The sequence below is a fragment of the Actinopolymorpha singaporensis genome (genome assembly GCF_900104745.1).
Taxonomy (GTDB): domain Bacteria; phylum Actinomycetota; class Actinomycetes; order Propionibacteriales; family Actinopolymorphaceae; genus Actinopolymorpha; species Actinopolymorpha singaporensis.
Window position 1 is genome coordinate 1,200,665 of the sequence record NZ_LT629732.1, and the last position, 13,254, is coordinate 1,213,918.

General features: G+C 69.6%; 11 protein-coding genes. 8 read left to right on the forward strand and 3 right to left on the reverse strand.

What is annotated here, in order from left to right:
- Positions 1 to 10: 10 nt before the first annotated feature.
- Genes yidD through rpmH form a run of 3 tightly spaced genes read right to left on the reverse strand, consistent with a single transcriptional unit; the run spans position 11 to position 794 of the window.
- Positions 11 to 262, reverse strand: coding sequence for a membrane protein insertion efficiency factor YidD (gene yidD / locus BLU27_RS05455; RefSeq protein WP_092651145.1), 252 nt, complete (start codon positions 260 to 262; stop codon positions 11 to 13).
- Positions 259 to 627, reverse strand: coding sequence for a ribonuclease P protein component (gene rnpA / locus BLU27_RS05460; RefSeq protein WP_092651147.1), 369 nt, complete (start codon positions 625 to 627; stop codon positions 259 to 261). Before rnpA ends, yidD begins: the two co-directional genes overlap by 4 nt.
- A 32-nt stretch (positions 628 to 659) precedes the next feature.
- Positions 660 to 794: a 50S ribosomal protein L34 gene (gene rpmH / locus BLU27_RS05465; protein WP_092651150.1), complete on the reverse strand. Its 135-nt coding sequence runs from the start codon at positions 792 to 794 to the stop codon at positions 660 to 662.
- A gap of 527 nt (positions 795 to 1,321) precedes the next feature.
- Here rpmH and dnaA point away from each other — a divergent pair.
- From dnaA to BLU27_RS05505, 8 genes are all read left to right on the forward strand, one after another.
- On the forward strand, positions 1,322 to 2,911 hold the full coding sequence (gene dnaA, locus BLU27_RS05470; protein ID WP_092651153.1) for a chromosomal replication initiator protein DnaA: 1,590 nt from the start codon (positions 1,322 to 1,324) through the stop codon (positions 2,909 to 2,911).
- A 490-nt stretch (positions 2,912 to 3,401) separates the two neighbouring features.
- Entirely contained in the window at positions 3,402 to 4,550 is a 1,149-nt protein-coding gene (gene dnaN / locus BLU27_RS05475; protein WP_092651156.1) for a DNA polymerase III subunit beta, read from the forward strand.
- A gap of 114 nt (positions 4,551 to 4,664) precedes the next feature.
- On the forward strand, positions 4,665 to 5,573 hold the full coding sequence (gnd, locus tag BLU27_RS05480) for a phosphogluconate dehydrogenase (NAD(+)-dependent, decarboxylating) (RefSeq protein ID WP_092651159.1): 909 nt from the start codon (positions 4,665 to 4,667) through the stop codon (positions 5,571 to 5,573).
- Positions 5,574 to 5,595: 22 nt separating this feature from the next.
- The gene (gene recF, locus BLU27_RS05485; protein WP_092651161.1) at positions 5,596 to 6,717 is read left to right on the forward strand and encodes a DNA replication/repair protein RecF; all 1,122 of its coding nucleotides are present in this window, start codon (positions 5,596 to 5,598) and stop codon (positions 6,715 to 6,717) included.
- Positions 6,698 to 7,432 (forward strand): DciA family protein, encoded by a 735-nt coding sequence (locus BLU27_RS30235; protein WP_338417593.1) that lies wholly within the window; start codon positions 6,698 to 6,700, stop codon positions 7,430 to 7,432. The genes recF and BLU27_RS30235 overlap by 20 nt, the downstream gene beginning before the upstream one ends.
- 398 nt (positions 7,433 to 7,830) lie before the next feature.
- Positions 7,831 to 9,792, forward strand: coding sequence for a DNA topoisomerase (ATP-hydrolyzing) subunit B (gene gyrB, locus BLU27_RS05495; RefSeq protein ID WP_277869281.1), 1,962 nt, complete (start codon positions 7,831 to 7,833; stop codon positions 9,790 to 9,792).
- A gap of 97 nt (positions 9,793 to 9,889) precedes the next feature.
- Positions 9,890 to 12,484 (forward strand): DNA gyrase subunit A, encoded by a 2,595-nt coding sequence (gene gyrA / locus BLU27_RS05500; protein ID WP_092651165.1) that lies wholly within the window; start codon positions 9,890 to 9,892, stop codon positions 12,482 to 12,484.
- A 302-nt stretch (positions 12,485 to 12,786) separates the two neighbouring features.
- The gene (locus tag BLU27_RS05505; protein ID WP_092657213.1) at positions 12,787 to 13,107 is read left to right on the forward strand and encodes a DUF3566 domain-containing protein; all 321 of its coding nucleotides are present in this window, start codon (positions 12,787 to 12,789) and stop codon (positions 13,105 to 13,107) included.
- Positions 13,108 to 13,254: the final 147 nt, after the last annotated feature.

Sequence of the window (13,254 nt, forward strand, 5' to 3'; positions counted from 1 at the left end):
TTCATGCACCTCAGGTGTGGGTGTGCGCGCCCACACCGGCGCGCGGTCGGGGTGGCGGGACCGGGTCGTACCCACCGGGGGTCCAGGGGTGGCACCGCGCAAGCCGGCGTACGGCGAGCCAGCTACCGCGCAGTGCCCCGTGTGTCTCGACTGCTTCCAGGGCATAGGCGGAACACGAAGGGTGATAGCGGCACACCTGGCCGTACAAGGGGCTCACCACCAGGCGATAACCCTTGAGGAGCAGGACAAGAACGACCTTCACCGCACACCCTCCGCGTCGACCCGCCGCGAACGCGTCAGGACACCGTCCAGCGCCGCGTCGAGGTCACGTCCGAGCCGCTGGCCGGACGCCTCCGCTGCCGACGGTAACGCGCGGACGACGAGGAGGGTTCCTGGGGACAGCCCGGGGACCCGGTCTCGCACCAGGTGCCGCAGCCGCCGCCGCACGGTGTTTCGGACGACCGCGTTGCCCACAGCACGGCTCACCACGAAACCGACCCTCGCGGGGGCAGGTTCCGTGGTGAGGGCGAGGTGGACGACAAGCGTCGACCGACCCGACCGGCGTCCGCGTCGGATGGCCGTCGCGAAGTCGGCCGGACGACGCATGCGGTGGCGGGCCGGGACCACGACATCGAGTGTGACCTGGACGACCTCGGCCGTCAGACGGCGAGGCGCTGGCGGCCCTTGCGCCGCCGGGCAGAGAGGATGGCGCGGCCGGCTCGGGTCCGCATCCGCAGCCGGAAGCCGTGCGTCTTGGCCCGGCGCCGGTTGTTGGGCTGGAAGGTGCGCTTCACAGGGAGTCTCCTGGTCAGTGACGATGATCGCGGGCACCGTCAACTCGACGTCACCGTCCACCCGCGGCCCAGCACACGCACCGAGTGCGGTGTGGGATCTGATCCGTGAGCATACGGCGAGCGCCGAAGAGGACGGCACCGTGACCGACTTACGGTACGGGTCAGCCGCTCGGCCGGTCAAACTGGGTCCTGCCCGGCCGGTTGTGGCGACCGTCTCATGGCCCGGCGACCGTGCGCTCGGGCGTCCTGGTGTCCTCCACGTCGCCGATTCGGAAACGTACCGGCCTGTCCGGGCTCGGCGGGTTCGCCGGAATGAACCGAAGCTTGTTGGCCGGATTGTGCGCTTGTTACCGTCCTTCACCCTTAGGGTCGTCCACAGTCGCTTTACACAGCCTGTGGAAGGATCTGTGGACGCCTGCGGGCGCCTGGGATTTGTGGTCGACCGAAGTCCGTCCACAAGCGCGACCAGCGCGGTAATCCACAGGACGTGACGCAAGACCGAAGCGTGTCGAGACGGGAGTGACCCAGTGGCCGGCGAACCTGACCCACTCAGCGCCACCTGGCGACTGGTCCGCGAAGGCCTCGACCAGGATCTGCCGGCGACGCATCGAGTGTGGCTCGCCCAGAGTCGCCCGGTCACCCTGCACGGCAACACCGCGATCATCGCCGTCCGCGACGACTTCACTCGCACCCAGCTCGAGACCAAGCTCCGCCCGCGGCTCGAGGACGCCCTGTCCACCGCTCTCGGCCAGCCGGTCCGCCTGGCCGTCACCGTCGAACCCTCGCTCTCACTCGACGATCACGACGACCCTGGCGGGAGGGCGAGCACGCCCGCCGCCGGCGGAGAGTACGACCAGGGGCCCGAGCGTGGCGGGCCCCCCGCCGGACCACACGCCCAGGGAGGCACCGGAACGCAGGCGCCCGGGATGTCCGGTTCGTCCTCAGTGGACCCGGCCTCCTCAGGCCGGTCCGGCGTACCCGATCTCCCCCGGTCCGGGTTGAACGGCGGCGTGAGCGGGACGGACGCCTTCGCCTTGTCGTCCGCGCCCCCCGGACAGCCGGTACGCGCCGACAGCGAGCCCCCGCGGCTGAACCCGAAGTACCTCTTCGACACGTTCGTCATCGGCTCGTCCAACCGGTTCGCCCACGCGGCGGCGGTGGCCGTGTCGGAGGCGCCGGGCAAGGCGTACAACCCGTTGTTGATCTACGGCGACTCCGGGCTCGGAAAGACCCACCTGCTGCACGCGATCGGCCACTACGTCCGGAACCTCTTCGCGAACGCCCGGATTCGTTACGTGTCCAGCGAGGAGTTCACCAACGACTTCATCAACTCGATCCGGGACGACAAGGCGCCGACGTTCCAGCGCCGCTACCGCGACGTGGACGTACTCCTGGTCGACGACATCCAGTTCCTGGAGAACAAGGAGCGCACGCAGGAGGAGTTCTTCCACACCTTCAACGCGCTCCACAACGCGAACAAGCAGATCGTGATCTCCTCGGACCGGCCGCCGAAGCGCCTGGAGACGCTGGAGGACCGGCTGCGCAACCGGTTCGAGTGGGGACTGATCACCGACATCCAGCCGCCCGATCTGGAGACCCGGATCGCGATCCTGCGCAAGAAGGCCGCCCAGGAACGCCTCACCGCGCCGCCGGAGGTGCTGGAGTTCATCGCCAGCAAGATCCAGACCAACATCCGTGAGCTCGAGGGCGCACTGATCCGGGTGACGGCGTTCGCCAGTCTCAACCGGCAGGCCGTCGACCTCGCCCTGGCCGAGATCGTGCTCAAGGACCTCATCCCTACCGGTGGCGAGCCGGAGATCACCGCCGGCCAGATCATGGCGCAGACGTCGTCGTACTTCGGCCTGTCGATGGACGACCTCTGCGGCTCCAGCCGCAGCCGGGTCCTGGTGACGGCGCGGCAGATCGCGATGTACCTCTGCCGCGAGCTCACCGACCTGTCGCTGCCGAAGATCGGCCAGCAGTTCGGCGGGCGTGACCACACCACGGTGATGCACGCGGACCGGAAGATCCGGCAGCTGATGGCTGAACGGCGCAGCGTCTACAACCAGGTGACGGAGCTCACGAACCGCATCAAGCAGCAGGCCCGTTCCTCCTGAACCACCTCACCGCGGCACGCCAGCACGAACTGCCCGTCACACCCTCGCGCAGTGCTCACACCCTGGGGACAACTCTGTGGATCAATCCGGACCCGGTCGGGGAAGAACTGTGGATCGGGTGGGACAGAACTCAACGGTCCACCGGGCCCACCCAGGCACCCCCAGCCGCACACACAGCCCCGGTGGACGCTCGCAGGCCCGCTGAGCAGCGCAAACGCGAGTTATCCCCAGTGTCCACCGCACCTATGACGAAGCTGAGCCTATTTACGTCGATGACAAGAACTCCACAATCCCCAACGGCCCGCTCCTGGGGACGACGTCACCAGCCCCCGCACTTTCAGACCCCGACGGCCGACCGGGGCGGCGACCGGGCCCGGACGGGGAGGTGCACTGCGGATCCGTCAGGTCGCCCCGCCGCCACCGCCGACCTGGTCGGCGGTGTAGCGTCGTGCTCCCAGTTGGCCGCTGTCCGTCGAGGAGGCGAAGAGCGGTGAAGTTCCGCGTAGACCGTGACGTCCTCGCCGATTCGGTGGCCTGGGTGGCACGCAGCCTTCCGTCCAGGCCCTCGCTGCCCGTGCTTGCCGGCATGTTGGTCGAGGCCCGCGACGGTGAGTTGCTGCTGTCCGGCTTCGACTACGAAACCTCCGCGCGCGTCAGCGTGCCCGCCGACGTCTCCGCCGAGGGTTCGGCGTTGGTGTCCGGGCGCCTGCTCGCAGACATCAGCCGGAGCCTGCCGGCCCAGCCGGTCGACCTCACCGCCGAGGGCGGCAAGGTCGTGGTGACCTGCCGCAGCGCGCGGTTCACCGTGCAGACGCTGCCGGTCGAGGACTACCCCGAGCTGCCCCAGATGCCGGCCGCCTCCGGCATGGTGAAGGGCGACGTGTTCGCCAACGCCGTCTCGCAGGTGGCCGTGGCCGCCGGACGCGACGACATGCTGCCGGTCCTCACCGGCGTCCGGATCGAGATCGAGGGCTCGTCGGTGACGCTCGCCGCGACCGACCGCTACCGCCTCGCGGTACGCGAGTTCACCTGGTCGCCCGAGCAGTCCGACCTGTCCGCCACCGCTCTGGTGCCGGCCCGGGTCCTCGCCGACACGGCCAAGGCGTTCGGTGCCGGATCGGACGTGACGATCGCGCTCGCCGCTCCGGGCACCGGCAGCGGCGAGGGACTCGTGGGCTTCACCGGCACCACCGGTGGCTCCCAGCGCCGGACGACCACCCGGTTGCTGGACGGTGAGTTCCCGAAGTACCGCACGCTCTTCCCGCCCGAGCAGCAGACCGTCGCCCGGGTGGAGACGAGCTCCCTCGTCGAGTCGCTGAAGCGCGTCGCCCTGGTGGCCGAACGCAACACCCCGATCCGGCTGACGTTCGACGACGGGGTCGCCACCTTGGAGGCGGGCAGCAGCGACGAGGCCCAGGCGTCGGAGTCGATCGACGCGACCATCGAGGGCGAAGGGCTGACCATCGGGTTCAACCCGCAGTACCTCCTCGACGGCCTGGGCGCGATCGAGGCGCCGATCGCGCAGTTCGCGTTCACCCAGTCGACCCGTCCGGCCGTCCTCACCGGCCTGGCCGCTGCCGACGCCGAGCCGAACAGCGACTATCGCTACCTGCTGATGCCGGTACGGCTGCAGAGCTGAGGCTCGACGGGCTCACTCGGGCCGATCAGCAGGCCGATGCGGGAATGCCCCGGCGACGTTGGGGCAGCACACGGGAGGAACGGCGTACCGGCACACGAGAAGGGACTGGTTCTGATGGAGATCGGGCTTGTCGGGCTGGGCAAGATGGGCGCGAACATGCGGGAGCGCCTGCGAGCAGCCGATCACACGGTCGTGGGGTACGACCACAATCCCGAGGTCTCCGACGTGGACAGTCTCGAGGCCATGGTCGCCCAGATGTCGCGGCCACGCGTCGTGTGGGTGATGGTGCCGGCCGGGGCACCGACCCGAGCGGTGATCGCCGAGCTCGCCAAGCTTCTCGACGACGGTGACGTGGTCGTCGACGGCGGCAACTCGCGGTGGACCGACGACGTCACCAGCGCCCAGACGCTCGCCGAACGCGGCATCGGGTTCGTCGACTGCGGCGTGTCCGGCGGGGTGTGGGGCCGCACCAACGGCTACGCGCTGATGTGCGGTGGCACCGCCGAGGACGTGGCCAAGGTCCAGCCGGCGTTCGACGCGCTCAAGCCGGAGGGCGAGTTCGGCTTCGTCCACGCCGGCAAGGTCGGCGCCGGCCACTTCGCGAAGATGGTGCACAACGGCATCGAGTACGGCGTGATGCAGGCCTACGCCGAGGGCTACGAGCTTCTCGAGGCCACCGACATCGTCGACAACGTCACCGACGTCTTCCGCTCCTGGCGCGAGGGCACGGTGATCCGGTCCTGGCTGCTCGACCTGCTGGTCTCCGCACTCGAGGAGGACCAGGGGCTGGAGAAGATCAAGGGGTACGCCGACGACTCCGGCGAAGGTCGCTGGACCGTCGAGGCCGCCATCGACAACGCCGTACCCATGCCCGCCATCGCCGCGGCGCTGTTCGCCCGTTTCGCGTCCCGCCAGGAGGACTCCCCGGCGATGAAGGCGATCGCCGCGATGCGCAACCAGTTCGGCGGCCACGCGGTGCACCCGGACGCCCATGCGGTGCGCCCGGACACCGAGGCTCCCTGAGCCCATCCTCCGACGCACTGCCGTGTACGTCGCGCATCTCTCCCTCACCGACTTCCGCAACTACGCCACGGTCGAGCTCGACCTCGAACCCGGGGTCACGGTGTTTCTGGGCCAGAACGGCCAGGGCAAGACCAATCTCGTGGAGGCGGTCGGTTACCTCGCCACGCTCGGATCGCACCGGGTGCCGCACGACGCGCCGCTGGTGCGCGCCGACGCCACCCGTGCGATCGTCCGCGGGGACGTCGTCCGTGACGCCCGGCACCTGCTGATCGAGCTCGAGGTCACGCCCGGCCGCGCCAACCGGGCCCGGCTCAACCGGTCGCCGGTCTCCCGGCCGCGGGACGTGCTCGGAGTTCTCCGCACGGTCCTGTTCGCACCCGAGGACCTCGCCCTGGTGAAGGGCGACCCGGACACCCGGCGGCGGTTCCTGGACGAGTTGCTGGTGGCCCGCGCGCCGAGACTCGCCGGCGTACGCCAGGACTACGACCGGGTCCTGCGCCAGCGGAACACCCTGCTGAAGACAGCAGCCCAGGCGTCCTCGGGTGCGCTGCGCACACTGGACGCGTGGGACTCGCACCTGGCCCGGCTCAGCGGGGAGCTCCTCGCTGCCAGGCTGGCCACCATCGAGTTGCTGGGTCCCCTGGTGGCGAAGGCGTACGCACACGTCTCGCCCACGCAGGAGGAGGTCCGGCTCGACTACCGCTGCTCCGCCGAACTCGGCGACCAGGTCACCGCCGCCGCGCTGGCCGACGACGTCACCGCCGCGCTGGCCGAACGCCGGGACGAGGAGGTACGCCGCGGCGTCTCGCTGGTCGGTCCGCACCGCGACGACGTGGTCCTGAGCCTCGGAGAATTCCCCGCGAAGGGGTACGCCAGCCACGGCGAGTCGTGGTCGGTGGCGCTGGCGCTGCGGCTCGCGGCGTACGACCTGTTGTCCAGCGACGGCGGCGAGCCGGTGCTGATCCTGGACGACGTGTTCGCCGAACTCGACGCCGGCCGCCGGCGCCGGTTGGCGGGCCTGGTCGCCGGCGCGGAGCAGGTGCTGGTCACCGCGGCCGTGGCCGAGGATGTCCCGGAGCAGCTGGCCGGGGCGCGCTACGTCGTGGCTGAAGGGAGGGTCGAGCGTGCCGACCGAGCCGCGTGACCAGCCGGAGGGCTCGACTCCGGCCGAACCGTCCACGCCGTTCCCCGGCGCTTCGAACGCCCTCGACCCCACGGTGCCCGCCGACCTTGTCGACCCCGTCGGGGGGGAGGTCCAGACTCCGGCCGGTCAGGTCGACGAGGCGCCGGAAGGCCCCCACTCGCCCGACGACGGCGACGCGACCTGGAATCCGTCCGGCCTCGAACTGGCCCGGGCGGTCGCGGCAGCCCTCGCACGTCCCGGGCTCGGCGGCCCCGGTGGCCGCGCGGGTGGGCGGTCCGGTTCGGCGGGCCGCGCCGATCGGCGTTCCCGGTCAGGTCGCACGACGCGAACCACCCGGTCCGGTGCCGGTCCCGACGACCGTGACCCGCAGGTGCTCGACGCCACCATCGGCCGGCTGGTCGACGAACGCGGCTGGAGCACCGACGTGGCGGTCGCCGGTGCGCTCGCCCGCTGGGACCACATCGTCGGGCCGGACGTCGCCGCGCATTGTCGCGCGGAGCGGTACGTCGACGCCGAACTGACCGTCCGGGCCGACTCGACCGCGTGGGCGACCCAGGTCCGGCTGCTCGCGCCGAGCCTGGTCCGGCGGCTGAACGAGGAACTCGGGGACGGCACCGTCCGCCGGGTGGTCGTTCTCGGTCCGTCGGCGCCGAGCTGGCAGCGGGGTCTGCGCAGCGTCCGCGACGGACGGGGTCCCCGGGACACCTACGGCTGAGCTGCCCGGGTTCACCCTCCGCCGGAGCCCGGGCAGCGACGCCGATTCGCCCGCGTTGCCGCCATCGTCCCCTCTGCTCCTGTCGTCCGGGCCAGCTCCGAACGGCCTGGTTCCGGTCGCCCCGGCCCGTCCCCGCCCGCCCACCCGTGATCGTCCGCAGAAGCCACTCAGACCGATCAGCGGAAGCGAAGGTACGGAGGGGGATACCTCAGCCGCGGCTGTGCGGGCCAGTAGGGCTTCCAGGGCCTGCCAGACATGCTTCTGCGGCTCCGGACGAGTACAATGGCGGCAGTTCAGGCCGCTCCAACCGTCTGGGGCGCCGCGTTCAGATCGAACGCCGGACGTGCTCACAACCGGAGCGGCCTTTTCGTGTCCTGTTGGCAGGAGGTCAACCACACGTGACGACGACTGGTGAAGTGCCTCAGTACGACGCTAGCGCGATCAGGGTTCTCGAGGGCCTGGATGCCGTACGCAAGCGCCCGGGCATGTACATCGGCTCAACCGGTGAACGGGGTCTCCACCAACTCGTCTGGGAGGCCGTCGACAACGCGGTCGACGAGGCGATGGCCGGCCACGCCGACCGGGTCGAGGTCACCATCCTCGCCGACGGCGGCCTGCGGGTGGTCGACAACGGCCGCGGAATCCCCACCGGCATCGTCGAGTCGGAGGGACGCTCGGCGGTCGAGGTCGTCATGACCGTGCTGCACGCCGGCGGGAAGTTCGGCGGCGGCGGCTACAAGGTTTCCGGAGGCCTGCACGGTGTGGGCATCTCCGTCGTCAACGCGCTGTCGACCCGGCTCGAGGTCGAGGTCAGGAACGCCGGCCACCGCTGGACCCAGTCGTACCACCTCGGTGAGCCCGACCATCCACTCCAGCAGCACGAGGAGACCGAGGAGACCGGCACCACCATCAGCTTCTGGCCCACGCCGGACATCTTCGAGGTGACGACGTTCTCCTACGAGACGATCGCCACCCGGCTGCGTGAGATGGCGTTCCTCAACAAGGGCCTGACCATCGCCCTGCGCGACGAGCGGGTCGACATGACCGAGTCGGGGCAGGTACGCGAGGACGTCTTCTGCTACGAGAACGGCATCGTCGACTATGTCGCGCACCTCAACGCCGCCAAGGATCCGGTGCACCGCAGCGTGATCGCGTTCGAGGCAGAGGACGACAAGGCCGGCATGAGCCTGGACGTCGCGATGCAGTGGAACTCCTCCTTCACCGAGTCGGTGCACACGTTCGCCAACGCGATCAACACCCACGAGGGCGGCACGCACGAGGAGGGCTTTCGATCCGCGCTGACCAGCCTGGTGAACAGGTTCGGTGAGGACTGGAACCTCATCAAGAAGCGTGAGGACCGGCTGAGCGGCGACGACGTGCGCGAGGGCCTGACCGCGATCATCTCGGTCAAGATGGAGCAGCCGCAGTTCGAGGGCCAGACGAAGACCAAGCTCGGCAACACCGAGGCCAAGACGTTCGTCCAGACGCTGATGTACGACCAGCTCAGCCAGTGGTTCGAGAAGAACCCGGGTGAGGGCCGCGACATCGTGCGCAAGGGCATCGCCGCCGCGACCGCCCGGGTGGCCGCCCGGAAGGCGCGCGACCTGGCCCGCAACCGCAAGGGACTGCTCGGTGGCGGTGGCCTGCCCGGCAAGCTCGCCGACTGCCAGTCGACCAATCCCGACGAGTGCGAGATCTTCATCGTGGAGGGCGACTCCGCGGGCGGGTCGGCCAAGGGTGGTCGCGATCCGCGGATCCAGGCGATCCTGCCGATCCGGGGCAAGATCCTCAACGTCGAGCGGGCCCGCATCGACCGGGTGCTGCAGAACGCCGAGGTCCAGGCGATCATCGCGGCCCTGGGCACCGGCATCCACGAGGACTTCGACCTGGCCAAGCTGCGCTACCACAAGATCGTGCTGATGGCCGACGCCGACGTGGACGGCCAGCACATCACCACGCTGCTGCTCACGTTGCTGTTCCGTTTCATGAAGCAGGTCATCGAGGCCGGCCACGTCTACATCGCGCAGCCGCCGTTGTTCAAGATCCGCTGGTCCAACGCACCGCACGAGCTCGCCTACTCCGACCGCGAACGCGACGGTCTGCTGGCCGCGGGCCAGGAGGCAGGCCGGAAGCTGCCGAAGGAGAACCCGATCCAGCGTTACAAGGGTCTGGGCGAGATGAACGCCGACGAGCTGTGGGAGACCACGATGGATCCCGACGGCCGGATCCTGGGTCAGGTCACCCTCGACGACGCGGCGCAGGCGGACGAGATCTTCTCCGTACTCATGGGTGAGGACGTCGAGCAACGGCGTTCGTTCATCCAGCGCAACGCAAAAGACGTCCGGTTCCTCGACATCTGATGACTCTCGTCGCATCGTCCAGCTCCCCGTCCACCGGTTCGCCCGGACACCTCGCGTCGTCCCCCGTGGGCGACCGTAGTGCGAAGGAACAGGTCCAGTGACCGAAGACACCACCGCTGCTCCACCTCCTCCCCCCTCCAGGATCAACCCGGTCGATCTCCAGTCGGAGATGCAGCGCAACTACCTCGAGTACGCCATGAGCGTGATCGTGGGGCGGGCGCTGCCGGACGTCCGCGACGGGTTGAAGCCGGTGCACGTCCGCGTGCTGTACGCCATGTACGACGGCGGATACCGCCCGGACCGGGGCTTCTCCAAGTGCTCCCGCGTCGTCGGTGACGTGATGGGTCAGTACCACCCCCACGGCGACAGTGCGATCTACGACACCCTCGTCGGCCTGGCGCAGCCGTGGACCAAGCGGCACCCGCTGGTGCAGGGGCAGGGCAACTTCGGCTCGCCCGGCAACGACCCGCCGGCCGCGATGCGGTACACCGAGTGCCGGATGGCCCCGCTGGCCATGGAGATGGTGCGCGACATCGACGAGGACACCGTCGAGTTCCGCGCCAACTACGACGGTCGTGGGCAGGAGCCGGTCGTACTCCCCAGCCGGTTCCCCAACCTGCTGGTGAACGGCTCGGCCGGGATCGCGGTCGGGATGGCCACCAACATCCCGCCGCACAACATGCGCGAGGTCTCCTCGGCGGCGCTGTGGGCGCTTGAGCACCCCGAGGCCACCAGGGAGGAGATCCTCGCCGCCGCGATGGAGCGCATTCCCGGCCCGGACTTCCCGACCGGCGCGCTCATCGTCGGCAACCGTGGGATCGAGGACGCCTACCGCACCGGCCGCGGCTCGATCACCATGCGCGCGGTGGTCGACGTGGAGGAGGACAGCAAGGGCCGGACCTGTCTGGTCATCACCGAGCTGCCCTACCAGGTCAACCCGGACAACCTCGCCCTGCGGATCGCCGAGCTCGCCGACTCCGGCAAGGTCACCGGCATCGCCGACGTACGCGACGACTCCTCCTCCCGCACCGGCCAGCGCCTGGTCGTCGTCCTCAAGCGGGACGCGATCGCGAAGGTCGTCCTCAACAACCTCTACAAGCACACCCAGTTGCAGGACAACTTCGGCGCCAACATGCTGGCGCTGGTCGACGGGATTCCGCGCACGCTCTCCCTCGACCAGTTCATCTCGCACTGGATCGACCACCAGATCGACGTCATCCAGCGGCGCACCCGCTTCCGGCTGCGCAAGGCGGAGGAGGACGCCCACGTCTACCGCGGCCTGGCCAAGGCGCTGGACGCGCTGGACGAGGTCATCGCGCTGATCCGGCGCAGCCCCTCGGCCGACGACGCCCGCACCGGGCTGATCGAGCTGCTGGAGATCGACGAGATCCAGGCGCGGGCCATCCTCGACATGCAGCTGCGCCGGCTGGCCGCGCTCGAACGCCAGGCGATCCTGGAGCGGCTGGCCGAGCTGGAGGCCCGGATCGCCGACTACAAGGACATCCTCGCCTCGCCGCAGCGCCAGCGGACGATCGTGGCGGAGGAGCTGACCGCCATCGTCGACCGCTACGGCGACGACCGGCGTACGCAGATCATTCCCGCCGACGGTGACCTGACCGCGGCCGACCTCATCCCCGACGAGGAGGTCGTGGTCACCATCACGATGGGTGGCTACGCCAAACGCACCCGTAGTGACCTCTACCGCAGCCAGAAGCGCGGCGGAAAGGGCGTACGCGGCGCGGCGTTGCGTGGCGACGACGTGATCAACCACCTGTTCGTGACCCGCACCCATCACTGGCTGTTGTTCTTCACCAACCGGGGTCGGGTCTACCGCGCCAAGGCGTACGAGCTGCCCGAGGCGGCGCGGGACGCGAAGGGCGGCCACGTCGCCGGGCTGCTGTCGTTCCAGCCGGACGAGGAGATCGCCGAGGTGCTGGCGATCGCCGACTACGAGCAGTTCCCGTACCTCGTCCTCGCCACCAAGAAGGGCCTGGTCAAGAAGACCCCGCTGCGGGAGTACGACTCCAACCGCGCGGCCGGGGTCATCGCCTTGAATTTCCGCGACGACGACGACGAACTGATCGGCGCGGAGCTGGTCAACCCCGACGACGAACTCCTCCTGGTCTCCCGCAAGGCTCAGGCGGTGCGATTCGTGGCCGATGACGGACAGCTGCGCCCGATGGGCCGGGCTACCTCCGGTGTGACCGGGATGCGTTTCCGCGACGGTGACGAACTGTTGTCGATGGCGGTGATCCGGGCCGGTCAGGAAGAGGGCCAGTACGTCTTCACGGTCACCGACGGTGGCTACGCCAAGCGGACCGCCGTGTCCGAGTACCGCCGGCAGGGCCGCGGGGGACTGGGAATCAAGGCTATGCGGATTTCGGACGCCCGCGGCTCCCTCGTCGGGGCAATCGTGGTAAGCAACGGGGACCGGGTTCTGTCCGTCAAAGCCAGTGGACAGGTGACCAGAAGCCCGGTCGCGGACGTGGCAGCGAAGGGACGTGACACCATGGGCGTCATCTTCGCCGACGTTCGCGAGGGGGATTCGGTCGTTGCCATCGCCCGGAACACCGAGGACGATGCTGGGGACGACGGGAAACCGGAGACGGCCGACGACCTGCCCACTGATGATGGACCTACCGACGGTCCGGCCGGGCAGGACCAGGCCGACAGCCAGGAGGACAGCACGTGACACGGAACGGCGGGCCTGACGAATCCGCTACCCAAGTCATCCCCTCGGCCGGGGGCGGAGCTGGCCAGAGCAACCGTTCTGGGCGAAAAGCCCAGAACGGTCCGGATGATACCCCGCGTGCGGCGCCGCCCCGCCCCGATCTGCGTCGGCCCGCACCCAACAGGCCGACCGACCCGGCGGCGATCCGGGAGCGTAACGGGCTCCGCCAGCGGATCCTGGCCGCGCCGCAGCCGCCACCGGACCCGCGCACCCGCGTGCGCCGGGCCCGGCTCCGGGCGGTCCGGCTCGACCCATGGTCGGTGATGAAGACGGCGTTCCTGCTGTCCATCGCGTTCGCGATCGTGACCGTCGTCGCGGTCAGCGTGGTCTGGTACGTCCTCCAGGCGGCAGGCGTGTACGACTCCATCAGCCGGACGATCACCGACGTGCTGGGCAGCGCCTCCGAGACCCGGTTCAACCTCGAGGACTACATCGGACTGCAGCGGGTCCTCGGATTCACCGCGCTGATCTGTGTGGTCGACGTCATCCTGATCACCGCGATCGCCACGCTGTGCGCGTTCCTCTACAACCTGTCCGCCAGCCTGCTGGGTGGTCTGGAGGTCACGCTCGCCGAGGACGACTGACGGCGGCGGGACCGCGCCCGGAAGCAGTGCTCGGTGATCCAAAGGTGATCTCCGAGCGCGTCCGGTCGCGCACCGTCCCGTTGGTGGTACCCGCGTCGAACCGGTTTGGGCGGGACGCTAGGGTTGCGGTAACGTTCGTCGGCGCCC

Bases quoted from the DNA above. Each gene is read 5' to 3' on its own strand.
- gnd (WP_092651159.1), top strand. From the start codon at position 4,665: ATGGAGATCGGGCTTGTCGGGCTGGGCAAGATGGGCGCGAACATGCGG.
- BLU27_RS05505 (WP_092657213.1), top strand. From the start codon at position 12,787: ATGAAGACGGCGTTCCTGCTGTCCATCGCGTTCGCGATCGTGACCGTC.